The 25,284-nt window shown below is 70.5% G+C and carries 19 protein-coding genes; 11 read left to right on the top strand and 8 right to left on the bottom strand.

The window, feature by feature from the left end; translation table 11 throughout:
* Positions 1–47: 47 nt before the first annotated feature.
* Positions 48–662, top strand: a complete 615-nt coding sequence (locus QSK18_RS03070; RefSeq protein WP_232808373.1) for a DUF4386 family protein — start codon at positions 48–50, stop codon at positions 660–662.
* A gap of 170 nt (positions 663–832) precedes the next feature.
* On the opposite strand, the gene QSK18_RS03065 is transcribed toward QSK18_RS03070, so the two are convergent.
* The 6 genes from QSK18_RS03065 to QSK18_RS03040 form a co-directional block, all read right to left on the bottom strand.
* Positions 833–1,642, bottom strand: a complete 810-nt coding sequence (locus tag QSK18_RS03065) for a hypothetical protein (RefSeq protein ID WP_285616505.1) — start codon at positions 1,640–1,642, stop codon at positions 833–835.
* Between the two features lie 145 nt (positions 1,643–1,787).
* Positions 1,788–2,687, bottom strand: a complete 900-nt coding sequence (locus QSK18_RS03060; protein ID WP_232808371.1) for a hypothetical protein — start codon at positions 2,685–2,687, stop codon at positions 1,788–1,790.
* Positions 2,688–2,886: 199 nt separating this feature from the next.
* Entirely contained in the window at positions 2,887–4,107 is a 1,221-nt protein-coding gene (locus tag QSK18_RS03055) for a Dyp-type peroxidase (protein WP_285616504.1), read from the bottom strand.
* The gene (locus QSK18_RS03050) at positions 4,104–4,733 is read right to left on the bottom strand and encodes a copper chaperone PCu(A)C (protein WP_285616503.1); all 630 of its coding nucleotides are present in this window, start codon (positions 4,731–4,733) and stop codon (positions 4,104–4,106) included. Before QSK18_RS03050 ends, QSK18_RS03055 begins: the two co-directional genes overlap by 4 nt.
* Positions 4,734–4,972: 239 nt before the next feature.
* The gene (locus QSK18_RS03045) at positions 4,973–5,608 is read right to left on the bottom strand and encodes a hypothetical protein (RefSeq protein ID WP_285616502.1); all 636 of its coding nucleotides are present in this window, start codon (positions 5,606–5,608) and stop codon (positions 4,973–4,975) included.
* 57 nt (positions 5,609–5,665) lie between these two features.
* Entirely contained in the window at positions 5,666–5,998 is a 333-nt protein-coding gene (locus QSK18_RS03040; RefSeq protein ID WP_285616501.1) for a DUF1330 domain-containing protein, read from the bottom strand.
* Between the two features lie 321 nt (positions 5,999–6,319).
* Here QSK18_RS03040 and QSK18_RS03035 point away from each other — a divergent pair, with 321 nt between their 5' ends.
* From QSK18_RS03035 to QSK18_RS03005, 7 genes are all read left to right on the top strand, one after another.
* Complete coding sequence (locus tag QSK18_RS03035; protein ID WP_232808366.1) at positions 6,320–6,613, top strand: DUF1540 domain-containing protein; 294 nt, start codon at positions 6,320–6,322, stop codon at positions 6,611–6,613.
* 160 nt (positions 6,614–6,773) lie between these two features.
* On the top strand, positions 6,774–7,307 hold the full coding sequence (locus QSK18_RS03030; RefSeq protein WP_285616500.1) for a hypothetical protein: 534 nt from the start codon (positions 6,774–6,776) through the stop codon (positions 7,305–7,307).
* A gap of 8 nt (positions 7,308–7,315) precedes the next feature.
* On the top strand, positions 7,316–8,170 hold the full coding sequence (locus QSK18_RS03025; RefSeq protein WP_285616499.1) for a DUF4097 family beta strand repeat-containing protein: 855 nt from the start codon (positions 7,316–7,318) through the stop codon (positions 8,168–8,170).
* 26 nt (positions 8,171–8,196) lie between these two features.
* Positions 8,197–9,192 carry an ABC transporter ATP-binding protein gene (locus QSK18_RS03020; RefSeq protein ID WP_285616498.1) on the top strand — a complete coding sequence of 332 codons (996 nt, stop codon included), beginning with the start codon at positions 8,197–8,199 and terminating at the stop codon, positions 9,190–9,192.
* Between the two features lie 14 nt (positions 9,193–9,206).
* On the top strand, positions 9,207–10,019 hold the full coding sequence (locus QSK18_RS03015; RefSeq protein ID WP_285616497.1) for an ABC transporter permease: 813 nt from the start codon (positions 9,207–9,209) through the stop codon (positions 10,017–10,019).
* 1,141 nt (positions 10,020–11,160) lie between these two features.
* On the top strand, positions 11,161–16,917 hold the full coding sequence (locus QSK18_RS03010; protein ID WP_285616496.1) for a putative bifunctional diguanylate cyclase/phosphodiesterase: 5,757 nt from the start codon (positions 11,161–11,163) through the stop codon (positions 16,915–16,917).
* A gap of 117 nt (positions 16,918–17,034) precedes the next feature.
* The gene (locus QSK18_RS03005) at positions 17,035–19,218 is read left to right on the top strand and encodes a histidine kinase N-terminal 7TM domain-containing protein (RefSeq protein ID WP_285616495.1); all 2,184 of its coding nucleotides are present in this window, start codon (positions 17,035–17,037) and stop codon (positions 19,216–19,218) included.
* On the opposite strand, the gene QSK18_RS03000 is transcribed toward QSK18_RS03005, so the two are convergent.
* Both QSK18_RS03000 and QSK18_RS02995 read right to left on the bottom strand, forming a co-directional pair.
* On the bottom strand, positions 19,215–20,834 hold the full coding sequence (locus tag QSK18_RS03000) for a sensor histidine kinase (protein WP_285616494.1): 1,620 nt from the start codon (positions 20,832–20,834) through the stop codon (positions 19,215–19,217). The genes QSK18_RS03005 and QSK18_RS03000 overlap by 4 nt on opposite strands.
* Before the next feature lie 16 nt (positions 20,835–20,850).
* Positions 20,851–21,582 (bottom strand): response regulator transcription factor, encoded by a 732-nt coding sequence (locus QSK18_RS02995; protein WP_269809404.1) that lies wholly within the window; start codon positions 21,580–21,582, stop codon positions 20,851–20,853.
* A 222-nt stretch (positions 21,583–21,804) separates the two neighbouring features.
* On the opposite strand from QSK18_RS02995, the gene QSK18_RS02990 reads away from it, so the two are divergent.
* The 3 genes from QSK18_RS02990 to QSK18_RS02980 are packed head-to-tail and all read left to right on the top strand — an operon-like array spanning position 21,805 to position 25,279.
* Positions 21,805–23,238, top strand: coding sequence for an efflux RND transporter periplasmic adaptor subunit (locus QSK18_RS02990; protein ID WP_285616493.1), 1,434 nt, complete (start codon positions 21,805–21,807; stop codon positions 23,236–23,238).
* The gene (locus QSK18_RS02985; protein WP_285616492.1) at positions 23,235–23,996 is read left to right on the top strand and encodes an ABC transporter ATP-binding protein; all 762 of its coding nucleotides are present in this window, start codon (positions 23,235–23,237) and stop codon (positions 23,994–23,996) included. Before QSK18_RS02990 ends, QSK18_RS02985 begins: the two co-directional genes overlap by 4 nt.
* Positions 23,993–25,279 carry an ABC transporter permease gene (locus QSK18_RS02980; protein WP_285616491.1) on the top strand — a complete coding sequence of 429 codons (1,287 nt, stop codon included), beginning with the start codon at positions 23,993–23,995 and terminating at the stop codon, positions 25,277–25,279. The genes QSK18_RS02985 and QSK18_RS02980 overlap by 4 nt, the downstream gene beginning before the upstream one ends.
* Positions 25,280–25,284 lie beyond the last annotated feature (5 nt).

Raw genomic sequence — 25,284 nt, 5'->3', positions numbered from 1 at the left:
GAAGATCCGGATGGCTGGGGAGGGCGCCGGGCGCCACCCTTGGCCACATGTCCAGCGCCGCCCGTCGCCCCGCCGCCCTTGCCGGCGTCCTGTTCATCGTGGCCACCGTCAGTTTCGCGATCGGCAACACCCTGCTCACCGAGGCGCTGGACGAGGGAGTCCGCAACGGGAAACTGCTGGCGGGCGTGCTCTTCCAGATCGTCTGCGGCATCGCCGTGGTCGTCATCGGGGTGATCCTGCGCGACCTGCTCGGACCGGCCGCACCCCGGCAGGCCGCCGCCTACCTGGGTCTGCGCCTGCTCGAGTGCGCCACCATCGTCGGTCTCGGCATCTACTTCCTGACCACCGTCGACGCCCTGTCCAGCTACGACGCCACCATCTACGCCTTCACCGGGGTGGGCGGCCTGATTCTCTGTGGCCTGCTGCGCACTTCGGGCGCGGCGCCGACCTGGCTGACCACCCTCGGCCTGATCGGCTACGCGGCGTTGCTGGCGGGCGTGGTCACAGAGTTCGCGGGGGGCGTCGAGCTGGAGTCCACCGCCGGATTCCTCTTCTTGGCCCCAGGGTCAGTGTTCGAGATCGCCTTCCCTGTCCTCCTGATCGCCCGAGGGCTGCCCAGGGGTGTTCCCGCGGCGGGGGCAGCGGCCAGCGGTTCAGCGTGAAGGTGAAGTCTGACGAGCGTCGGCCGATGAGGAGCAAGGGCTCACGTCCTTGACTGGTCGTCCTGGTCAGCAGAACGGTACGTCGGCGTGACGGTGCGCGGCCAGTGAATTCTTGCTTTGAGGACGTGTGTGGGCACCGACCGCGGTCGGTGCCCACACACGTCTTCAGTTCAGTTCTTGGCTCGAAGCACCTTCACGTGGTCGCCCTTGGAGGCGCTGGCCGCATGCGTGCCGTCGCCCGGGTACCAGTAGCGGAACGTGCCCGAACGAGTCGCCTTGACCTTGGTCTCGGCCGCGGCGCCGTTGTCCCACACGGTGCGCACGCTGCGGAACTTCTCTTCGCCGTCGGCCCGGAACTGCAGTTTCACGTAGGCGCCGAACTTCTCGTAGCGCCCGGTGTCCCAGTTGGCCCGGCTGACCTGACCGGTGATGTTCAGCGTCTGGCCCTTGCGGCGCGGCTCGGGTGCGGCGTTGAACGTGGTGCCCCAGGTGGTGCGCCGCAGCAGGGAGATCGAGCTCTCGCCGTCGGCGCTGCCCTCACCGACGTCGGGCTGGTCGTCGCCGTCCTCGTCGTCGAAGGCGGAGACGTGCACCTCCTGGGGGCCGACCATCTTGTTGCCCTTGAAGGTGCCGGTGCCGATCACGTCGAGCTTGGCGCGGCCGTCGGGGCAGATGTAGCTGTCCGGCCCGGAGTAGAGGTAGGTGCAGGCCCCGAACCAGCTGACGTTGCTGGTGGGGAAGTAGTCGCCGCGTACCGCCCACTCGATCTTGTGGTCCTCGTCGTCGCAGTCGGTGCCGACGTCGAACTGGACGGTGACCGGTTTCAGGCCGATCGAGACCTGGTGGGGGGAGGTGTCCAGGACCGAGCAGTCGTCGGCCAGCGCGGGCCGGGCGGTTGTCGCGGCGGCCGTGGTGGGGGCGATCAGCGTGAGGGCCAGCACGGTGACGGAGCCGAAGGCGGCGAGCAGACGTGTACTCAACTTGATCCCTTCTCCGGTAGGTAGGGGACCTGGCCCATTCTGACCCAGGCGGCACAGGAGTGGGGCTGAATCGCCCCAAAACGCTGATGCGCCGAAGAGCTCTGCGCGGCAGGCCCTTCGGCGCATCGGTGCGCTGACTACGGTGTCACTTGGTGACGGTGACCGCGACGCCCCAGGAGATGCTGGAATTGCTCTGCTCGTCGCCGCGGAAGGCGAAGCGGAACACACCCGAACGTTTGGCGGTCACCGTGACGCTGGTGCCGGTCCCGGTCGACGGAACGGTGCGCACCGTCTTGAAGGTGGACTGGGTGTTCGGCTTGAACTGCAGTTTCACCGTGGGCGAGAACTTCTCGTTCTTCGCCGTGTCCCAGTTGGCCCGGGTGAGCTGCGAGGTCAGGGTGATCTGCTCACCCGCCTTCACCTTCTCCTTCGACACCTTGTCGGTGTTCTTGCCCCAGCTGGTGCGGCGCAGCAGCTGGACGGTGCCGGTGATGTCGTCGCGGCCGCTGGAGGTCTTCGTGCAGTTGCCGTCGTCGTCGCACTCGATCTTGGTGTCGTCGTCGCGGCCGTTGCCGTTGGCGTCGTCGAAGGCGTAGATGTAGGCCTTCTTCGTACCGGCCATCTGGTTGCCCTTGAACGTGCCGGTGCCGATCACGTCGAGCTCGTCCTGGCCCTTGGGGCAGTTCAGGGTGGCCGGGCCGGTGTAGGTGTAGGTGCAGGCGCCGAACCAGGTGGCGTGGGCACTGCCCGGGAACAGGTCGCCGGTGACCGCCCACTTCATGTCGTGGTCGGCGTCGTCGCAGGTGGTGCTGACCGCGAACTGCACCGTCTTGGCGACCAGGCCGAGCGTGATCTTCTGCGGGCCGTAGTCGGTGATCGAGCAGTCGTCCCCGGCCGTCGCGGCTCTGTTCGCCGATTTCACGATCTTCTCGAGCGGCTTCGGGGTGCTCTCACCGGCGGCGCTGGCCGCGCCGGCGGGGGCGAGCAGGCTGATGGTGAGGGCCGAAGCGGCACCCAGAGCAAGAATGAGCGGACGAGGTCGCATGCGCGGTCCCAACTCGAAGACTATGACTTGGCCCGTTCATCATTGCCCACGCCGTGCGGTCTACGAGCCCGTACACGGGTCCGCCCACCGCATCCGGCGAAACTTAAGGTGCAGTTGTTGCTGTGGGTTAAATCGGGACCCCTGCCTGGGACGGCGCCGTTCCCCCGGGTGGGAGAACGGCGCCGGCAGGTGATCGGGTCTAACCCACCAGGGCCTGACCGACGAACTCGCCCTCGGCACAGCCAGGAGGCACCACGAAGGTGGCCGAGCCGATGTGCGTGATCCACTCGTTCATCGCGTCGGCCGAGGCCAGCCGGGTCTGAACCGGCACGAAAGCCTTGGCCGCATCGGCCTGGTACGCGGCGAAAAGCAGCCCGCAATCGGGCTTCCCGTCAGCCGTGGGGCCGTCGTCGTAGCTGAACGCCCGCCGTAGCATGCGTTCTTCGGGGGCACGGGCCGTGGCCTGCACAACGTGGGCCTCCTGCGCCACGATGGGAAAGCCGTCCTGGTCCACGGCCGCCGTGTCCGGGTCGTCCTGCTCCGTACCCCCGGTGACCGGGCTGCCGTCGCTCATCTTCCGGGCCATGGCCATTTCCTTGGCCGGGCGGCCCAGATCGTCCCAGTCGTCGAGATCCATCCGGATGCGGCGAAGAACGAGCATGCTGCCGCCCTTGAGCCACTCCGGGCCGGTCGAGAACACCGTGTCCGCGAACTCGGTGGTGGCGCCCGGTGGGTTGGCGGTGCCGTCGCGCTGACCGAAGAGGTTGCGGTGCGTCGTCCCGGCGGGTTCGCTGCCCCGGGCGGGGTTGAAACCGCTCTGACACCAACGGATGGATGCCAGCTCACGGGAGTCTCTGGTCAGACGACGCAGAGCGTAGGACAGGGGCACCGGGTCGTCACTGCACACCTGGATCAGCAGATCGCCGCCGGAGAAGCGGTCCTCCAACTGGTCCGTGGTGAAGGTGGGGAGGTTGCGGATCACGTCGGGGCAGTCGTCGGGCCGCCCGATCGCGTCGAACAGCCCCGGACCGAAGCCGAACGTGACGGTGAGCCGGGAGGGCAGCGACGGCAGTTCCGGATCACCGGCCGCCAGCGGAACCTCACCGCGCATCATCCGGGCCGCGTCATCGGTGAGCAGCCGCAGCAACCGCCGCACGTGATCCGCGTCGGCGCCCGGTTTCAGGTCCAGTGCCAGGAAGCGCGCGTGGGCCTGAGCCGGGTCTTCGATGCCGGGCTGGTGCGCTCCGTAGAACGCGATCTGTTCTGTGCCCTTGGTCTGCTCGGCCACAGTCTGCATCGCCGGGGACGCAGTTGTGTTTGACCAGGCCAACCCAGCCGCCGCACCGGCCAGCCCGCCCCCGGCGAGGGTGGCGCCGCCCCCGAGCAGGAGGCGGCGCCGGCTCAGTGGAGGCTGAGTCACTCCTGAGCGCCTTCCATGTCCATCTCGTCGCCCATCTCGTCGGTGGCGTCCTCGCTGGGCTCACCCATCTCCATGCCGCCGTCCTCGTCGTACTTCTCCTCGCCGGCGGTGGTCTCCTTGGCCAGCGCGGTGAACTCCTCGGTGGATCCGTCGCCCAGGGTCAGACGCACCGTGACCTCGTCACCGGCCTCGATCGGCTCGGTCAGGTTCAGCACCATCAGGTGGTCGCCGCCGGGCGCCAGTTCGTGCTCACCCCCGGCCGGGATGCTGAAGCCGCCGGCCTTCTCCTGCATGACCATCGCGCCGTCCTTCATCACCATCTCGTGCAGTTCGGTGGTGTCGGAGGCGGAGGTCTTGGCCGACTCGACCACCACGTCGGCGTCGCCGTCGTTGGTGAGCGTGCCGAAGACCGCGGTCATCCCGGCCTTGGTGTCGGCCGTCTTCACCCACGGGTCCTCGATGGTCAGGCTGTCGGCGCCGGTGGCCGCGGCCTGACCGCCGACCACCTTCACGTCCTCGGCGGTGTCGGCCTCGGAGTCGCCGCCGCAGGCGGACAGGGCGGCGACCGCGGCCAGGGCGGTGGCGGCGAGGGCGAGACGGCTTGAGCGGTGGGTGTTTGCGCGCATGGTGATGGAACTCCTCGAAAGATTCTGATGGTCCGGCAGCGCCGAAGGGCTGTTTGAGGACGGGTGGACGCACCGGTGCTGGGCAGGCGTGGGTGTTCGTTCGGCTCGCCGAGCGGGGGCGTCGATGCAGATCTGTCTGCGCTCAGCCCGATGCGTTGAATGCGCGGGTCGCGCACTGAGCTCGGGTGCTGACGGGCAGAGACTTCCGGCCCCGGGGCCGGACACGGATCACGTTGTGATCAGGCGAAAATCGCGATGCGGCGGGGTGGGCCGCGCCGCCCGACAGCTCCGGCGAGAGGATCGGGGGAAAGTGGAAGGGCCCGGCGCGCGACGGCGCGGCGCGGGCGAGAAGTGGCCGGGAAGGGGCGGAATCGGCCGGGCAGCTTCCGCAGGATCCACGAAAGCATGCGCCACAGCGCGTTCTCGCCGCGGCTGAGCAGCAGGCCGAGCATGCCGGCGGCGGCCAGGTGGGCCAGCGTCATCAGCGGCGAGCTCGTGCCCATCTCGGCCATCGTCATCGGGCCGCCGTGGCAGACCATGCTGCTCGGTTCACCCGGATGGCCCAGGTGGGCGGACATCTGGGCGCAGGTGGCAGCGGTGCCCGAGAACACGCCGAACAGCCAGTGCAGGGCGGCCTGGACAGCGATCATGGTGCCGCCCACCGGCACAGCGCCGCGCAGCCGGCCCGCGGCCACGGCGGCCGGCGGGGCCAGCAGCAGGCCGAGCGTCAGCAGCAGGAACGGCGCCGGGGCAGCCCCACCGGCGAGCACGTGAGCGGCGGCGGCGAGGGAAACCGCGCAGGCCGAGAACACCCCGGCGCGAAGCACGCGGAGTTTGCCCTGAACGAGCTGAAGCTCGGCAGCCCGCGCACTCACCCGGCCAGGATAACGGTGTTCATCCGGTGCCCTCCCGGCCGCCCGGCGAAAACCGCCTCAAGACGCCTCTGCGGCAAGGATGTCGGTGGCCGCGTGCGGCAGCTGCACACCCTCCACGAGGATCGCCGAACCGGTGCTGTTCCGGAGCCGCAACGGCAGGATGGCCTGGTAGGCAGGCGAGTCGTACCAGCCCTGGGCCGAGGCGAGGTCGGGGAACGAGATCACGACAGCGGCGCCGGGCCACTCCCCTTCGAGCACGTGGGTCTGAGCCCCGTGCACCAGGAACTGGCCGCCGAACGGTTCCAGCGTGGCGTCGATGCGCTGCAGGTACTCGACGACCTCGTGGTTCAGGTCGACGGTGGGAAAGTGGGCGATGGCGTAAGCAGTCATGGCCCGACGCTAGATCGCGCTGCCGGTGATGGCGATGACCTCTCAGGTCATGCGGCCGGACCGCGACACGCCCGGCCCAGAAATTTTTACCCGCGGCCGGTCTGGAATGCCCGGCATGAATTGCGCACGCCTCATGTCCCGGAATTATCAGAGGAGCTCTGGCCTGGGATGACTACCAGTTCAGTAGACTAAGGTAATGCTTTCCTCTCCGACCTGAGGAAAGCATTACCTTACAATTCCTGAATTGCGCGGCCGGGAATTACCTGGTGATCTGTGCGGCAGAGCCAGTAGCGAATTCACGTCCAGGAATGAGGTTCCGCCATGACCACGATGCCCGCGGTGAGTGAGTGCTCGGTCGACGGCTGCGGCTACAACCACGACGGTTGCCACGCCTTCGCCATCACGGTGGCCGGCAACAACGGCAGTGCCGACTGCGGCACCTTCATCCCGCTGGCCCGCAAGGGCGGCCTGGACAAGGTCGTCGCCCAGGTGGGGGCCTGCCAGCGCACCGACTGCACGTTCAACAAGGACCTGGAGTGCTCGGCCAGCGATGTGCGGGTCGGCGCGGGCTCGGGCAGCGCGGGGGCCAACTGCCTCACGTACCAGCCGGCCTGATCCACCGAACGGCCCGCTCCGGCGGGCGGCCCTTGGGGTGACCTGCGCGACGGCGCACGGGTCACCCCAAGTTTGGTTTTGGGGGTGGCGTCACGGCTGGCGGCAGCCATGACGTCAAGGCTCTGGACTTTGACGCCACAGTGACGTCACTATGGTGCGCATGGATGTCACCGCTTATGGCGCCCGCCTCCACCGGGACCTGTACGCCGCTGGTCAGGTGGGTGGCGACGAGGCTCTGGCCATCGCCGAGAAGATGGCCCACGTCCTCGATCCGTCGATCCGTCTGGTGCTGTTGGATGCACTGGTCGAGGCGGCGGGCGAGATCACCGACAACCTGCCGTCCGGGTCGGTCGAGGTGCGCCTGCTGGGCCGGGAGGTCCAGTTCGCAGTCACTGCACCGACCACCGCGCCGGCTGAGCCGGTCCAAGCGGCCCCGGCCAGTTCGGAAGAGCCGGAGGACGACGGGGGCACCGCGCGCCTGAGTCTCCGGCTTCCGGAGCGGCTCAAGGGCCGGGTCGAGGAGGCTGCCGGGGCCGCGGGTCTCTCGGTCAACGCCTGGCTCGTTCGCTCGATCGGCCAGGTGCTCGACGGGCCGAACCTTCCCCCGCCGCCGGTTCCTCCGGCCCCGCCCGCCGCGCCGTCGTACCTGCCGCAGTCCGGCCCGGCGCAGCGCATCACCGGCTGGGTGCGGTGAGCGCGGCCATGCCTACGTTCGACACTCCTGAGCCCATCCACGCCCTGGTCGACGTGGGCGGAGCCAACGTCACGGTGACCGGGGTGGCCCGCGGCCGGACCACCACGGTCGAGATCGTGCCGCACAGCTCCTCCCGCGCGGCCGACGTTCAGCAGGCCGAGCGGATCACCGTCGAACTCGTCGGTGCCCGGCTGACCCTGCGTACGCCGCGCACCACCAAGTCCCGCCTGCGCAACCTTTTCGGCGGCAGCGAGCGGGTGGACATCAAGATCACCCTGCCCGCGGCGTCCCGCCTCGAGGTGCGGGGCTGGGGCGACGTGCGCACCAACGGTGAGCTCGGCAGCGTGGACATCGACACCGGTATGGGCGAGGTCGTCATGGAGCAGACCGCGGACGTGCGGGCCCGTTCCGGCATGGGCGACGTCCGTCTGGAGCTCGCCACCGGCCCGGCCGAGCTGAACAGCTCGATGGGCTCGATCACGGTCGGGCGCACCGAGGCGGCGGCCACGGTGAAGACCTCGCTCGGTGACATCCGGGTCGAGCAGGGCGGGGGCGAACTGCGCCTGTCCTCCTCGACCGGCAACGTGCGGGTGCAGCGGGCCCTGGCCGGAGTGGTGGCCAGCACCCCGGCAGGAGACATCCTGCTGAACTCGGTCTGCAGCGGGCAGATCGAGGCGAAGACCAGCTACGGGCAACTGGAGATCGGCATCGCCCACGGCAGTGCCGCCTGGCTCGACGTGCACACCCGGCACGGCAGCGTGCGGAGTTCTCTCGAGGCGGCGGACGGGCCCGGCGGGTCCGAACTGACCGTCCAGGTACGCGCCTCGGTCAACTACGGCGACATCGTGCTGCGGCGGGCCTGACCGAAAACCTCACCAGGGAGCGCATCATGGCACAGACCGACGTTCCACCCGCATCGCCGGACCTCACCCGCGAACTCGCGATCGACGTCCGAGGTCTGCGCAAGTCTTTCGGTGACCGCACCGTTCTGGACGGGATCGACCTGGCCGTGGGCAGGGGCACGGTGTTCGCTCTGCTGGGCCCGAACGGCGCCGGAAAGACCACCATCGTGAACATTCTGGCCACTCTGCTGGCGCCGGACGCCGGGGTGGTGCGGATCGCCGGTCACGACCTGGCCACCCAGCCCGCCCGGGTGCGCTCGGCGATCGGCCTGACCGGGCAGTTCGCCGCGATCGACGACCTGCTCACCGGCGCCGAGAACCTTACGCTGATGGGGAAGTTGCACCATCTCGACCGGGCCGAGAACGAGCGCCGGACCCGGACGCTGCTCGGTCAGTTCGGCCTGACCGACGTGGCGCACAAGCTGCCCACGACCTATTCCGGCGGGATGCGGCGCAAGCTCGACCTCGCGATGGGGCTGATGGGGCGGCCCCACGTGGTCTTCCTCGACGAACCCACCACCGGCCTGGATCCCCGCAGCCGACGCGAGATGTGGGACGTGGTGCGCGAACTGGTGGCCGACGGCGTCACGGTCCTGCTCACCACCCAGTACCTGGAAGAGGCCGACCAGCTCGCCGACCGGATCGCTCTGCTGGACGGCGGGAAGATCGTGGCGGAGGGGACCGAGGCAGAGCTGAAACGGCTCGTCCCCGGGGGCCGGATCACCCTGCGCTTCGCCGACCAGGTCGCCCTGGCCCGCGCCGAGAGTCTGCTCAGTACCGCAAAGGTGAGTCCCGCCGACCTGAGCCTCGACGTGATGGGGCCCGCAAACGTCCCCAGTTTGCGGGATCTGCTCAATCAGCTCGAGGCCCAGCAGGTCGCGGTGGACGACATCGTGCTGCACACGCCCGATCTCGACGACGTCTTCCTGGCCCTGACCGGCCAGCCGGCCACCACGTCCCGGAACCCGGAGGCAGTTCGATGAGTACGGTCTTTCCGATGACGGGCACGGCCCATCCTGAGCCACTGCGTGACTCCATCACCATGCTGAGCCGCCAGATCCGGCGGCTGCGGCGGTATCCCGAGCTGACCGTCATCGTCGTGGCGATCCCGCTGGTGTTCTACCTGCTGTTCGTCTTCGTGCTGGGCGACACGCTCGGAGCCGGCCTCACCGCGGGGGCGGGGCCGGCCGGTGGTGACCGCAGTGACTACGCCAACTACGTGATGCCCGCGATCCTGGTGATGACGGTGGGGTCGGTGGCCACCGGCACCTCGACCACCGTGGCGATGGACATGACCACCGGCATCATCGCCCGGTTCCGCTCGATGTCGATCTCGCCCGGATCGGTGCTGACCGGGCACGCCCTCGGTGCGGTCGTGCAGAACCTGATCTCACTGGTCATCGTCTTCGCAGTCGGTCTCGCCGCCGGATTCCGGCCGCAGGCCGGGCTGTTGGACTGGCTCGGGGTGGCCGCTCTGCTCACCGGGATGTCGCTGGCGGTCGCCTGGATCTCGGTGGCCGGCGGTCTGCTGGCCCGCTCGGTGGAGACCGCCAGCAACTACGGCCTGCCGCTGGTGATCCTGCCGTTCCTGGGCAGCGGGTTCGTGCCGACCAACTCGATGCCTTCCGGGCTGGCCTGGTTCGCCGAGTACCAGCCGTTCACGCCGATCATGGACACGCTGCGCTCGCTGCTGCTCGGCGGCGAACTGGAAACCGGAACCGCCTGGGTGGCGGCCGGATGGTGTGTCGGCCTGACCGTGCTGGCCTACCTCTACTCCCGGCGCCTCTACGGGCGGCCTCGCAAGGTCTGAACCGACGGATTTACCGCCCGCCGAGCGCAGGAGGAACTCCCTACGACGTTCGGCCGACCTGCTTTCCGCTCTCGTCGCCGACGACGTTCTGTAAACGCCACCGCCCCGTGTCCTGATCCTTGGCTGCTTCGTCGCGCCGGTCGGGATGCGGGGTTCGGCGCGTTTGCCCGATGTGGTTGGGAAGCTCTTGCCACATTTGTCGGTGAACGGAATCCCTTGTGCTCCACCGCCTTACCGGCCGACCCGAGGATGGGGGACAAGAGGTGGCAGGGGCTGATGTGACGGCTACGTAGTGGTGTCCATGAGCCCGACCCGGGTGCGCCGACAAGGCTAAACCGACTACTCTCCACACTCGGAAGAACACGATCCGTGGCGAGGTCGGGTCGAGCGATGACGGGAAGGAGGGGGCATGACGCTCCTGCACGGCAGTGGCGCCAAGGGCGGCGGTGGGCGGCGCGGCGATCGGCAGCGCCCGTCGGACCGCGATGCCGGCCCCATCCTGCGCTCGCTCCTACCCCGTTCGACAGATGACGGGGGTCGGCCCGAACGGAACGGTTCGTTCGCCGAGGGGGAAGAACCGATTGAAGACGTCCGTGGGCCTGGTGCGGGGGTCGGTGCCCCTTCCGGGGGCGCGCCGGCCGATACGGCGACCCCGGCTCAAGAGGACGCCACCTGGGGCGACGTGGTGAACGGTCGTTCTGCGGGGCGCTCGCCCCGTCCGGCGCCCCGGCTGCAGATGGGGCGCAACCAGCGAGACCTTTCCGCCTGGGTGGGGCAGCGTCCGTCGGGGGTAGAGCGTCAGTCGGGTTGGCCGGGGCAGCCGGCACCTGCCAGTCAGACGGGGTGGCTGGGAGCAGCCCGACCGGAGACGCCGCGACTGTCGAGTGCCCAGCCGGTCGCTACTGAACAGACAGCTTTCGAGGGTGCGGCTTCTCCGGCCGGCACCGTTGCCGCAGCGCAACAGCCCGTGGACGACACCGCGGGGGACGAGCAGAGCGGGAGGCCGGGGGCGAAGTCCGCCCCGGTTCCCGGAGGGGACGGGGGCCCGGTGTCCCAGGAGAATTCCGCGTGGTGGGCTCCGCAGGTCGGCCGGTCACGCAATGACCAGACCGGCGAAGAGAGCGTGGCGGAGGTTCACGGCATGGCCGACCCCGAGCTGGTTGCGCCGGGCGGGACGGATGACGCTGGAGTGCGGGTCACGCCGGACCTGACCGTCGGGTATGCGGAGTCGTACGTGGATTCTCAGGCCGACCTCGGGCCCGTTGCGGGTGCGCTCGGCAGCGTTTCCGAGGTGCCGCTGACGCGGCCGATCGCTACGGCAGGGCTTGCGTCGGAGGGTGACATCGAGACCCCGGTGGTAGACGTCGTCCGCGATCCCGCGGCTGTCGAGGGCGCAACGGCTTCCGGGGCGATCGAGGTCGCCCTTCCGGTGGTCGAGGAAGCAGTCACCCTGGACTCGGCCCTGCACCGGATCGCCGACTCCGGGCCGGACGCCGCCGACGTTCTCGCCGAGCTGGTGCGTGACGCCGGCCTGCTGATGGACGCGCCGACCCGGATCGCCTCGGTGGTGGACGACCAGCTGGTGTGGACGGCCTCCTACGGTGACGACAACGTCGAGCTGGGTACCGAGGTGCTGCTGGAGAACACCGCGTGCGGCGCCGCCTGGGGCACCGCACTGATCCAGCACGTGGCCTCGCCCGAGCTCGAGGTCAGCACCGAGAGCATCCCCCTGGCCGGTAGCTCGGCCGACCTGACCACCGAGTGCTGCGGTTCGGCGGCCGCCGTGCTGGCCGTGCCGCTGCTGCGCGCAGCTCCGGCCGCCACCGGGCGGCACGCGAGCATCACCCGCGAGGTGCTGGCCGTGCTGGCCTTCACCGCTGACCGGCCGGGCTGGTTCACCGACGCCGACATCGAGGCGACGGCCGACCTGGCCGAGGTTGCGGGCGAGCGGATCGCGATGCTCGAAGAGGGCGATACTGAGCCGGTTTCCCGGGGGCGCGGGCGTGCACTGGTGCCGGGTGAGGTCGTGCAGACGGTGGCCGCGCCGGAAGACGAGCGCGCGCAGGTGATCACGGTGGCCGGGACGGCGTCTGCTGCGTCCCCGGCCGAGCCGGTGGTTGAGGCTGCGCAGCCCTGGGCGAGTACTGCGGAGACGGTCGGGCGTCCGTTGTCGAATGCGTCGCTGTGGTCGCTCGGCTCGGGGCAATCGGGTCCGGCCTTCGACGACTGGTTCACGCCGAACATCCCGGCCCTGCCGCTCGAGGAGTCGGCCGAGGTCTCTTACGACCCGCAGAACCCGGCTGCCTCGGCGGTCTTCGGGGCTCTGGCGGCGGCCGAGCCGATGCTTCCGTCCGGTCCGAGCGTGCCCCTGCACTCCGGCCCGACCGAGAAGAACCAGCACGACCCGTTCGGCTTGTTCACCCCGAAGCAGCGCGCACACCAGACCGAGTCCCAGCCCTCGAGCCCGGCCGAGAAGGCGTTCGACTGGGCCGCCGAGGAGTCGCTGGACGAGGCCCTGAGCCCGGACGAGGACTTCGAGGACGAGTCCGCGGCGGCCTCGGCTGCCCCGGCCGCTCCGGTGGCCACGCTCGGCGAGCCGGTGTTCGGGGCTTCGGGCCCTGGTGCGCCGAGTGCCGAGCCGAGCGCTGAGCTGAGTGCCGAGCCGAGTGCTGAGCTGGGCGCGGGCCGGATGGGGGAGCGACGGGCCCGCCGGGAGCGGGACCGTGCCGCGAGGTTGGCCGAAGAGGCCGCGTTGGCCGAAGAGGCTGCGCTTGCTCAGGCCGCGTTGGCTGAAAAGGCAGCCCTGGGGCAGGGGGCTGCGCTGGGGCAGGAGGCCGCTCTGGCTCAGCCGGCTGGGCGGGGCGAAAGGTCTGCGCTGCCCGGCGAGGCTGCGGCTGGAAAGGTCGCGCCGGTTGGCGAGGTCGCGATGGCTGATCAGGCCTCGTGGGTTGAAGAGCGAGTGTCGGCCGAAGAGGCTGAGCGGGTGTGGTCGGCTGATGAGGCTGCGTGGGCTTGGGGGGTCGCGCCGGCCGGCGCGGCTGCGGCTGGAAAGGTCACGCCGGTTGGTGAGGTCGCGATGGCTGATGAGGCTTCGCGGGCTGACGAGCGAGTGTTGGCCGAAGAGGCTGAGCGGGTGTGGCCCGCTGATGAGGCGGCGCGGGCTTGGGAGGTTGCGCCGGCTGGCGAGGCCGCGTTGGCTGGAGAGGCCGCGTTGGCTGGAGAGGCCGCGTTGGCTGGAGAGGCCGCGCTGGCTGGAGAGGCTGCGCTGGCCCAGGAACGAGTGTCGGCCAGTGAGGTCGCGGCCGCCCGCGATGTGATGATCGCGCGCCTGCCGCACCGGAAAACGCATGCCGTGGCCGCCGGCGACGCGGTCGGCGACGTGGCGCCTCAGGAGGCCACCGATCAGGCGGAGCAGGTGTCGTCGGCTGATGAGGCGGGGTTTGCCGGGCGGTCGGCGTGGCTGGAAGAGCAGGCGCTGGCTCGAGGAGTGGCGCTGCCCGAGGAAGCCCGGCGAGTCGCGCAGGTCGGCCTGAGCGGAGATGAGCGGCGCGCTGCCGAGGCGGCGGCGACTGCAGATGCTCTGCGGGCTGGGCTGGCTGAGCTGACTGGAGATGAGCGCCGGGCTGCGGCCGTGACGTCCGCCGAGGAACGTCTTGGTTCGGAGAGGGCGGCTCTGACGGAGCCGTCGTGGCAGGCCGAAGAGGCGTGGCGGGCCGAAGGGCCGACGGCGACTGCGGATGCCGTACAGGCTGGGCTGACCCGAGAAGAGCGACTGGCTGCAGCGGCGACGTCGGCCGAAGGACCTGTTGATTCGCAGGGGGCGGCTCTGGCGGAACCGTCGTGGCAGGCCGAAGAGGCTTGGCCGGCCGAAGAAGCGGCGAATGCGGATGCCGTGCGGGCTGGTTTGTCCGGGCTGACCGGGGAAGCCCGATCGGCGGTAGCGGCGATGTCGGCCGACGAAGCCGCTGGTTCGGAGCAGGCGGCTCGGCTGGAGCAGGCATGGCAGGCCGAAGGGGCAGCGGATGCCTCGCGGGCTGGTCTGTCTGGGCTGACCGGAGAAGCTCGACCGGCGGTAGCGGCTATGTCGGCCGAAGAACTCGTTGGTTCGGAGCAGGTGTGGCAGGCCGAAGGGGCAGCGCCCGCAGGACCGTCAGCGCTGGTCGAGGAGCAGATGCCGGTCACAGCGGCAGAGTCGGCCGACGAAGCTGCGTCGGCCTGGGAGCCGGAGCTGGTGGAAGAGCTGGGCCAGGTCGGTGCTGTGGACGAGGCCGTCGATGCTGCGGTGGATGTCGCGGCGGTCGAAGAGGTTGAGCCGCGACCCCGGCGTGGCCGGACGAGCGAACCTGTGGTCATGCGCGCGGCGGACGTAGCCGCGATGGCTGGGCGGGGTCAGCGGCGGCAGTCGGCAGACGAAACGGCGGCCAGAGCAGCAGAACCGGCCGCGGCCATCGAGCTCCCGGTCGAGGAGAACGACGAGATCTGGGTGCGGGAGAAGGTTCTCGACCTGGACACCGTCGCGCCCGCACCCATGTCTGCGCCAATGCCCGCGCCTCTGCCCGCCCCGACCACCATGCACGCCCGCCTTGCCGAACTCCGCGAGGCCCCACGCGTCGTCAATCGTTCTCAGCCCAACCCGCCGCCCGAGACCGGACTCGGCCTGCTCACCCCGCCCACGGGCAGTGGCCTGGCCGGCTCCGGGGCAACCCTTTTCGCCGGCGGTAGCCAGCCCGAAACCGCACGCATGCCGGGCCCGCGTAGTCGCCGCGAGCGTCCATCATCGGGATCTGCTCTGCCCAGCTCGATGCCGTCAGCCGACAGCATGGGCCTGTGGCAGTGGGACGCCGGAACCGGCGCTGTCACCTGGTCCTCGCCGGTCGCCCGGCTGCTCGGGCTGCCTGCCGACGCCGAGCTCGACCTCTCCTCCGTGCGTGAGGTTCTGGCCGGCGCCGATCGGGGTCGCTTCGATGTCGCGGTCCAGGCCGTGCTCAGCGGGCGGGGGGTGGCCGGTGCTCTGCGGTTGCGCACCCGCGACGGTCAGGCCAAGCATGCCTACGCCTGGAGCGAGGTGCGTCGGGACGATTCCGGCGACCTTCTCGGGGCCTGGGGCGGGGTCGTCGACATCACCGCCTTCGAGCGGGACGCCGACTCGCTGCGCTCCGGCCTGGCCGGACTACGTGCCGCGCAGGAACTTGCGGGGTTGGCTACCTGGGAGTGGCGGCCGCAGAGCCAGGAACTCACCTGGTCGGACGAGATGTACCGGCTCGTCGGGGTTTCCGCCGAGACCTTCGAGCCCGACCTGGCCCGCTGGCACGCCTTCGTGCACCCGGACGACCTGGCCCGGGCCCGGCAGGTCGACGTGGACCTCGACCCGGACAACGGTGACGAGGCCTGGGTCGAGACCTTCCGGCTGATCGGCACCGGCGGCGAGATCCGGCACGTCCAGTCGTGGGCCACCCCGGGCCGGGCCCCCGACGGCAGCATCACCGCCGTCTACGGCGCCACCATCGACGTCACCCGGCAGGTCCGGGACCGGATGGAGCTGGAGCGGATCTCCGCCACCGACCCGGTCACCGGGCTGGGCAACCGGTCCGCCTACGAGCGCCGGGTGCAGTCGCTGCTACGCACCAGCCCGACCCCGGGCACCGAGGAGAACGCGCTCAGCGTGCTGCTTCTCGACCTCGACCGGTTCAAGGTGATCAACGACAGCCTGGGCCACGAGACCGGAGACCGGCTGCTCATCGAGGTGGCCCGGCGCCTGGTCGCGGTGGTGCCGGACGGTTCGCTGATCGCCCGGATGAGCGGGGACGAGTTCACCGTGCTGGCCCCCGCCGGGATGTCCCAGGCCGACGTGAGCGGCCTGGCCCAGACCATGCTCGAGGCGTTGCGGGCCCCGTACGTGCTGCCCGAGTCCGGCGAGGTGCTGATCTGCCCGGGCAGCGTCGGCGTGGCCAGCAACCGCGGCCGGCCCGGTTCGACCGGCGCCGACCTGCTGCGGGAGGCCGACGTGGCCCTGCACCGGGCCAAGGACGCCGGACGGGACGGCTACGCGGTCTTCGACGAGCAGTTGCGCGAGGCCACCCGGGAACGGCGGCGGGCCGAGCAGCGGCTGCGGCTGGCCCTGGCCGACGACCGGCTGATGCTGGAGTACCAGCCGATCATCGACCTGGCCACCAACCGGATCGTCGGGGCCGAGGCCCTGGTCCGGCTGCAGGACCCGCAGGGCGGTGAGCACCTCGTGGCCCCCGGCCGATTCCTGGAGATCGCCGAGCGCACCGGCCTGATCGTGGACGTCGACACCTGGGTGATCAACACGGTGATCGAGCAGTTGCGCGACTGGACCGAGAACCCCGAGCGGCTGCGCGCGGCCGACGCCCGGGTGGCCGACCCCTCCGGTCGTGGCCCGGTGCTGACTCCGTGGCTGGCGATCAACCTGTCGGCCCGCTCCACCGAGCACCCCGGCCTGGCCTTCCACCTGATCGACGCGGTGCGCCGGGGCGACTTCGGCCCGGAGAAGCTGAAGGTGGAGCTGACCGAGCAGGCCTTCGTCGACGTCGACCCGGCGGTGGAGAGCGCCCTGCGTCAGCTGATCTCGGCCGGGATCGGGGTCGGTATCGACGACTTCGGCTCGGGCCACTCGGCGCTGTCGAACCTGCAGAGCTACAGCTTCGACTTCATGAAGATCGACCGCTCGTTCGTGGCCCCGGTGGGCGAGGACTCCAGGGCCGACGCCGTGGTGACCGCGATCGTCGACCTGGCCCACGCGCACGGGATGCGGGTGGTCGCCGAGGGTGTGGAGTCGGGCCGCCAGGCCCGGCGGCTGCGGGAGATCGGCTGCGACTACGCCCAGGGGTACCATTTCGGCAGGCCCGGGGAGGCCGCCCGGATCATCCGTGGATAGTCGCATCACCCTGCGGCCCGCCGGACGCTCCCATACCCTGTTCACCTGGGCAATTGACGCGTAGCGCCTGCCCCTGACAGTGACGGGTGACGTGGCCGGCGGGAGGTGTCGAGCGCGATGTCGTGGTCGGCCTGGCTCGTGGTCGCGCTCGTCGCCGGAGGCGTCGGCTACCTCTCGCTGGCCGGGTTCGTCTGGGCCAACCGGCAGGGGGTGGGCAGCCGCCCGCTGATCGCCATGCTGCTCGCGGTCAAGGTCTGGTCGGTCTGCTACGCGCTCGAACTGAGCAGCACCGACGTCGACGTGGCGATGTTCTGGTCGGCCCTGAAGTACCTGGGTGTGGTGGCGTTGCCGCCCGCGCTGTGGAGTTTCGTCTTCGCCTACACCGGCCGCGGCCGAATGTCCCGAAGATCCGTCGCACTGCTGGCGGTGCATCCCGTGGTGGTGATGACGCTGCTGGCGGTGCCGCAGACCCGGGGGCTGATCCAGGACTACTCGGTCACCGACCAGGTGCTGCTGGCCCAGACCCCGCGGCCCGGCCCGCTGTTCTGGCCGCACGCCGCCTACGTGTACGTGCTCATGCTCGGCGCCGACCTGGTGCTGCTGTCCCGGCTGGCCCGGATCGCCCCGCCCTACCGCCGCCAGGGCGCCCTGCTGATCGCCGCCTCCCTGCTGCCCTGTGTGGGCAATCTGCTGTGGAACGCCACCTTTGCCGACGAGGGCATGGTCGACCCCACTCCGTTCCTGTTCGGGATCACCGCGGTGGTGCTGGTCTGGGGCTTCTTCCGGCTGCGCCTGCTCGACCTCACGCCGGTGGCCCGCGGCATCGTGATCGAGCAGATGGCCGACGGGGTGCTGGTGCTGGACGTGTACGGCCGGGTGGTCGACGTGAACGCGGCGGCGGCCTCGATCATCAGCTACCCGCGCCGGGTGATGATCGGCCGCTACGTGGTCGACGTGGTGCCCGGTCTGGCCCCGGTGCTGGAGAAACAGGAGGTCGGGTCGTCGGTGGACACCGTCGAGGACGAGGTCCTGATCTACCCGATGCCCGAGTTCGACCAGGTGAACGAGGCGCTCACCGGTTTCTGGGGCGGCCTGTTCACCCGGCCCGAGCTGGAACTGTCCGAGCTGCCGCAGACCGGTAAGGGCCTGACCAACGGGCCGCTGCGGGTGGCCGCCCTGGAGCGGCCCTTCTCCCCGGCCGTGCACCGGCAGATCGACCTGAGAGACAACCGGGTGGCGGCGGACCCTTCCGCGCTCCCGGGACCCACCGGACAGGACCGGTCCCGGGAGCATTCCGGCGAGCAGCTCGTGCTGGGGCCGCCACGTGACGTAGCTGTCTCGATGACCTGGGTGACCGATCCGGTGGGCCGGCAGATCGCCCGGCTGGTCGTCCTGCGCGACGTGACCGAGCGCAATCGCACCGAGAAGAAGCTGCGTGAGCTGCTCAACGAGCAGACCCGGCTCTCCGAGACGCTGCGCCAGAGCCTGCGCCCGGCCTCCCTGCCGCAGCTGCCCGGCCTGCGCTTCGCCGCCCGCTCGGTGCCCTCGGCCCGGGGCGAGGGAGTCGGCGGCGACTTCTACGACGTGCACCCGGCGGGCAGCGGCGAGTCCGCGTTCGTCCTCGGCGACGTCTCCGGCAAGGGGGTGCACGCCGCCGTGGTCACCTCGATGGCCCGCTACACCGTGCGCACTCTCAGCGCCCAGGGCTGGACCCCGAGCGAGGTGCTGCGTCAGCTCAACCGGGCCCTGCAGACCCCGGACGACCTGGAGCGCTTCTGCACCGTGGTCTACGGCCTGGTCAGCGACCCGGGCCCGGACGCCTCCGGTGGGAACCGGCTCCGGGTCACTCTCACCCTGGGCGGTCACCCGCCGCCGCTGCTGCGCCGCCACCACGACGGTTCGGTGCACGCGGTCGGCCGTCCTGGCACCGCGCTCGGCCTGCTGCCCCACGTGGAGGTCCACGAGGTGGTGGTCGAGCTGGCGCCCGGAGACGTCCTGCTCGCCTACACCGACGGAGTCACCGAGGCCCGGGCCGGGGACGAGCAGTTCGGGGAGAAGCGGCTGGCCGAGGTGCTGGCCGCGGTGCCGCATGCAGTGGGCGAGGACTGGCCCTCGGCCCACTGGCGGCGGGAGCACCCCGAGTACGAGCGCGACCCCTGGATCGACCACGCCGAGCTGACCGCCCTGCCGCACCCGGCCACCCAGCTGGCCGACGCGGTGGCCGACGCGGTGCTGGAGGCGGTGCGGGCGTTCTCCCCCGAACGTGACGACGTGGCCCTGCTCGTCCTCGCCGTCGCCTAGGTGACTGGGCCCGACCCGAGAAGGTGGGCCGGGTCGTCCTCTGGTTCGAAGGGGTCTTCGGGGGGTTCGGCGGGCAGCAGCACCGAGAAGCAGGTGTGCCCCGGGTGGCTGGTCACCGAGACCTCGCCGCCGTGGGCGGTGACCACGGCCGAGACGATGGACAGGCCCAGGCCGGTGCTGCCGGCCGTGCGGGAGCGGGAGTTGTCGCCGCGGGCGAAGCGTTCGAACACCTCCGGCAGCAGGTCGGGGGCGATGCCCGGGCCGTCGTCGGTGACCGTGAGCAGAGCCTGGGGGGAACCGTTCCGATCGGTCAGCAGGCGTAGCGCGGCCTCGACGGTGGTACCCGGCGGGGTGTGCACGCGGGCGTTGCCGAGCAGGTTCACCACCACCTGGTGCAGTTGCGGTTCGTCGCCGTCGACCACCACCGGCACCTCCGGCAGGTTCAGCCGCCAGCGGTGCTCCGGGCCGGCCGCCTGCGCGTCGCTGATCGCGTTCACCAGCAGGTCGGTCAGGTCGACCGGGTCGTGGGCGATCGGGCGGCCGCCGTCCAGGCGGGCCAGCATCAGCAGTTCCTCGACCAGGCCGCTCATCCGGATCGCCTCCGACTCCACCCGGCTCAGCGCGTGCGCCACCTCGGGCGGGATCTCGGCCCGGGAGCGGCGGGTGAGTTCGGCGTAGCCGCGGATCGAGGCCAACGGGGTGCGTAGCTCGTGGCTGGCGTCGGCCACGAACCGGCGCATCCGGGCCTCGGAGGCGTTGCGGGCCTGCAGGGCGCCGTCGACGTGCCCGAGCAGGGTGTTCAGGGCGGCGCCGACCTGCCCGACCTCGGTGGCCGGGTCGGTGTCCTGCGCGGGCACCCGGACCGGCAGATCGGTCTCGCCCTGGTGCAGGGGCAGTTCGGTGACGCCCGAGGCGACCTGGGCGACCCGGTTCAGCGGGCGCAGGGTGCGGCGCACGATCACACCGCCGAGCACGCCGACGGTGAGCAGGCCGAGCACGCTGACCGCGGTGACCACCCCGGTGAGCCGCCAGAGCACGGCCTGCACCGATCTCAGCGGCAGGCCGGTGACCAGGACGACCTGCTCGCCGTCGGGCCCCTGGGTGGTCTGCGCGAGGACCCGGTAGCGGCCGAGGTCGCCGCCGAGGTCGACGGTGTGCGGGCGGCGGTCGGCCGGGACCGCGACGATCACGCTCTTCTGCTGTGCGGTGAGGGCGGTGCCGCTGCCGGTGGAGCCCAGCACGGCGGCGCGGACCACGCTGCCGCTGGTGCTGATCTCTGCGCCCAGAGTGTCCTCGCCCTGGCCCGGCGCGTTCAGGAAGGCCGGGCCGGGGAAGTTCCGGCGCCGGGAGTCGCTGGAAAGCATCGCCGGCACGCCGTCGGACTCGAAGAAGGACCGGCCGGGCGGGCGGTCGGCCGCCTCCCGGGAGCGGCGCACCGCGGAGGTGAGCTGGCTGTCCAGGCGGTCTTCCAGGAACACCCGCAGCGACAGCACGCTGACCAGCCCGATGACGATGCTGATCAGCACGGTCAGGGCGATCGACAGCAGCACCAGGCGCCGGCGCAGGGTGTACTGCCCCCGGCGCGCGCCGGCGCGTCTGGATCTGCGTCTGCTCACCTGAGGGTGGATCGGATCAGGCCGCCGCGGGTTTGAGCACGTAGCCCGCACCCCGCACCGTGTGGATCATCGGGGTCCGGCCCCGGTCGATCTTCTTGCGCAGGTACGAGATGTACAGCTCGACCACGTTCGCCTGACCGCCGAAGTCGTAGTTCCAGACCCGGTCGAGGATCTGGGCCTTGCTCAGCACCCGGCGCGGGTTGCGCATCAGGTACCGCAGCAGCTCGAACTCGGTGGCGGTCAGCTTGACCACCGCACCGTCCCGGGTGACCTCGTGGCTGTCCTCGTCGAGAATCAGGTCTCCGACCGTCAACTGGGCCTCCGGGGGCTGGGCGGCCAGGCTGGTGCGGCGGATCAGCCCGCGCAGCCGGGCGACCACCTCTTCCAGGCTGAACGGCTTGGTCACGTAGTCGTCGCCACCGGCGGTGATGCCGGCGATCCGGTCCTCCACCGAGTCGCGGGCGGTCAGGAAGAGGACCGGGATGTCGCGGTCGTCCTCCCGCAGACGGCGCAGGACACCGAGGCCGTCGATGTCGGGAAGCATGACGTCGAGGACGACGGCGTCGGGGCGCCAGTCGCGGGCCTCCTTGACGGCGGTGTTGCCGTCGGGGGCGGAACGGACCTGCCAGCCCTCGTAGCGCAGGGCCATGGTGAGCAGGTCGGTGAGGGTTCGTTCGTCGTCCACCACCAGCACGCGAACGGGCGCGCCGTTGGGGTGGCGTAGGGGGGCGGTCGTCACAGGGTTCAACCTGACCGCCGAACCTGAACCTCAGCCCGAGCGTCTCTGTGAAAACCCTGTGAACGGGCCCGGCATCTCCGCGTTTGCCCTGATCAGCACGGGCGGCGCCGGTGCATAGCCAATTCAAAGCCGCGCCACAGCGCAGGCGCAGCGGCCTCCGGGACTGTGTGGCGTCCGCTGAACCCCCCGAAGGAGACCGGCGTTGAGAACCAGCTATCGGAGGACCGCGCGGTGACCGACCGTACCCCACGCACCCTCTTGCGCAACCACTGGCTGAACCTGAGCCTGCTGGTGATCCTCGTCGTGATCGTGGTGATCGCGTACCTCACCGTCGGCAAGTCCGACGCCAGCACCGCCACCGCCGCGCGCACCGCGACGGTCAGCACCGGCTCGGTGACCGCGACCGTCAGCGGCTCGGGCAACCTGGCCAGCTCACGCAGCTCCTCGCTCTCCTTCGGGGCCTCCGGCACGGTGACCGCGGTCAAGGTCAAGGTCGGCGACAAGGTCAAGAAGAACCAGATCCTGGCCACCGTGGACACCGCCTCGGCCGAGCGTGAGCTGGCCTCCGCCCGCGCCTCCCTGGCCTCGGCCAAGGCCTCCTCAGAGGAACTCACCGAGGGGCAGAGCAGCGCCGAGAAGGAGGTCGACACGCTGGCCCTGGAGTCCGCGCAGGACAGCGTCGACTCCGCCCAGGACGCGGTGGACGAGGCCAAGGAGCAGCTCGCCGACGACCGGGCCGCCGACGCGCCCAAGGCCACGATCACCAAGGACAAGGAGACGCTGAAGCAGGCGCGCTCCCAGCTCACCTCGGCCAAGTCGCAGCTGGCCCAGCAGAAGGTGCAGGTGGAGTCGAACCAGGAGGGCGCCACCGACGCCGAGATCGCCGAGGCCGAGGTCAAGATCGCCTCGGCCGAGGTCAGTGTGCAGGACGCCGAGGACGCCCTGGCCGACACCAAGCTGCGGGCCCCCTTCGCCGGCACGGTGCTCACCGTCGCCGGGGAGGTCGGCGACAGCGTGAGCGCCGGTTCTTCGAGCTCTTCCACGGACTCCGCCACCTCCGAGACCGCGACCGACAGCGGTAGTGGCACCGAGACGTCCTCAAGCAGTGGCTCTTCCAGCGCCTTCATCACCATGGCGAGCACCAGCACGCTGTCGGTGACGGCCAGCATCGCCGAGGCCGACATCGGCTCGGTGAAGACCGGCCAGGAGGCCGAGATCACCCTCTCGGCCTCCGACGAGACGATGACCGGCACGGTCAGCGAGATCTCGCCGGAGGGCACCACCAGCAGCAACGTGGTGCAGTACGAGGTGACGATCGCGGTCGCCGACCCGATCGACTCGGCCCGCCTGGGGGCCTCGGTGAGCGTGGTGATCACCACCGGCTCGGCCGAGAACGTCCTGGTGCTGCAGTCTTCGGCGATCACCACCACCGGCAGCCGGAGCACGGTGAGCCTGCTCAAGGACGGGGTGGCGACCACCACCGAGGTCGAGGTGGGCCTGGTCGGGTCGAGCACCACCGAGATCAAGAGCGGCCTGGCGGCCGGCGACGAGGTGGAGATCCCCACCACCAGCTCCGAGGACTCCACCAGCACCGGGGTTCCCGGCTTCGGCGGGGGCGGCGGCTTCGGTGGCGGCATGCCCGGTGGTGGCGGGGGCCGGCAGTGACGGTCACCGCGGCGGCCGGAGCAGACTCCCGGACCGGGATCCGGCCGGTCATCGAGGTGCGTTCCCTGCGCAAGACCTACGGGCTGGAAGACACCACGGTGCACGCCCTGGACGGCGTGGACCTGGTGGTCGAGCGCGGTGACTACGTGGCCATCATGGGTGCCTCGGGTTCGGGCAAGTCCACCCTGATGAACATCATCGGCTGCCTCGACGTGCCCTCGGCCGGGCAGTACCTCCTGGACGGCGTGGACACCCGGCGTCTGGACGAGCGGCGCCAGGCGCTGGTGCGAAACCGAAAGATCGGCTTCATCTTCCAGTCGTTCAACTTGATCGCCCGCACCACCGCGCAGGCCAATGTCGAGCTGCCGATGGCCTATTCGGGGGTGAAGGCGGCCGAGCGCCGGGAACGGGCCCAGGCCGCACTGGAACGGGTCGGGCTGGGGGAGCGCCGGGGGCACATTCCCTCGCAGCTCTCCGGCGGGCAGCAGCAGCGCGTGGCCGTGGCCCGGGCGATCGTCACCAACCCGGTGCTGCTGCTGGCCGACGAGCCGACCGGGGCCCTGGACAGCCGCAGCACCGCCGACATCCTCGACCTGTTCGACGAGCTCAGCTTGGCCGGGCGCACCCTGTGCGTGATCACCCACGAGGACGAGGTGGCGGCGCGGGCCAAGCGGGTGATCCGGCTACGGGACGGCCGGGTCGTGATGGACGAGCGGGTCACCGCCATCGACGGCCCGCCGCCGGGAGTTTCGCGATGAGCCGCTTCGCCGAGGCCGGCCGCTTCGCCGTGCGGGGTGTGCTGGGCAACAAGATGCGCTCGGCCCTGACCACACTGGGCATCCTGATCGGGGTGGCCGCCGTGATCATCCTGGTCTCGGTCGGAACCGGTTCTTCGGCAGCGGTTTCCGAGCAGATCTCGTCACTCGGTTCGAACACCCTGACGGTGAGCAGCAGCCAGGGTGGCGGAGGCGGGCGAGGCGGCGGCGGAGGTGGCGGATTCCCGGGCATGGGCGGTGGTGGCGGGGGAACCGTCGACACCGGAACCCAGACCCGGCTGGCCGAACTCACCGTGGACGACGCCGGTTCGCTGCTCGACGACGAACTCGCCCCCGACGTCAAGGCGGTCGCACCGACCGTCGCCGCCAGCTCGGTCACCGCCACCTACACCGGTGCCAGCCACGACGTCTCCACCTTCACCGGAACCACGCCCAGCTACCTGGCGATCAACGACTGGACGGTGGCGCAGGGCTCGGTGTTCTCCGACGCCGACTACACCTCCCGCGAGCGGGTGGCCCTGGTCGGCTCGACCGTGGCCCAAGAACTGGCCGGCGGTGACGGCAGCGATCTGCTGGATCAGACCGTGCAGTTCAACGGGGTCGAGTACAGCGTGGTCGGCATCCTGACCAGCAAGGGCACCAGTGGCAACCAGGACCAGGACGACGTGGTGATCGCTCCGCTGACCGCGGTGCAGGACACGCTGACCGGGTACGGATCGGTGGATTCGATCACGGTGCAGGCCACTTCGGCCGACACCGTGGACGCCGCCCAGGCCGAGATCGAGGACATTCTCAACTCCCGGCACAGAACCACCTCGGCCGACGCCGATTTCAGCGTCTCCAACGCCTCCAGCTTCCTGGAGGCCGCGACCAGCACCACCGACACGCTGACCGTGCTGCTCGGCGCCGTGGCCGCGATCTCGCTGCTGGTCGGCGGGATCGGCGTCATGAACATCATGCTGGTCACGGTGACCGAGCGGACCCGGGAGATCGGGATCCGCAAGGCCATCGGGGCGCAGCGGTTCGACATCGTCAGCCAGTTCCTGATCGAGGCGGTCCTGCTGTCGGTGTTCGGCGGCCTGATGGGCGTGCTGATCGGCGTGGTCGGCAGCCAGTTCACCATCGTCGGGGTGGAACCGGTGATCGAGCCCTACTCGGTCGTGCTCGCCTTCGGCGTCTCGGTGCTGATCGGGCTGTTCTTCGGCCTCTACCCGGCGAACCGGGCCGCCTCGCTGCGCCCGATCGACGCCCTCCGCTACGAGTGAGCCAC

Source organism: Kineosporia sp. NBRC 101677 (assembly GCF_030269265.1).
GTDB lineage: Bacteria > Actinomycetota > Actinomycetes > Actinomycetales > Kineosporiaceae > Kineosporia > Kineosporia rhizophila.
This window is presented reverse-complemented; position numbering and strand designations above follow the sequence as displayed.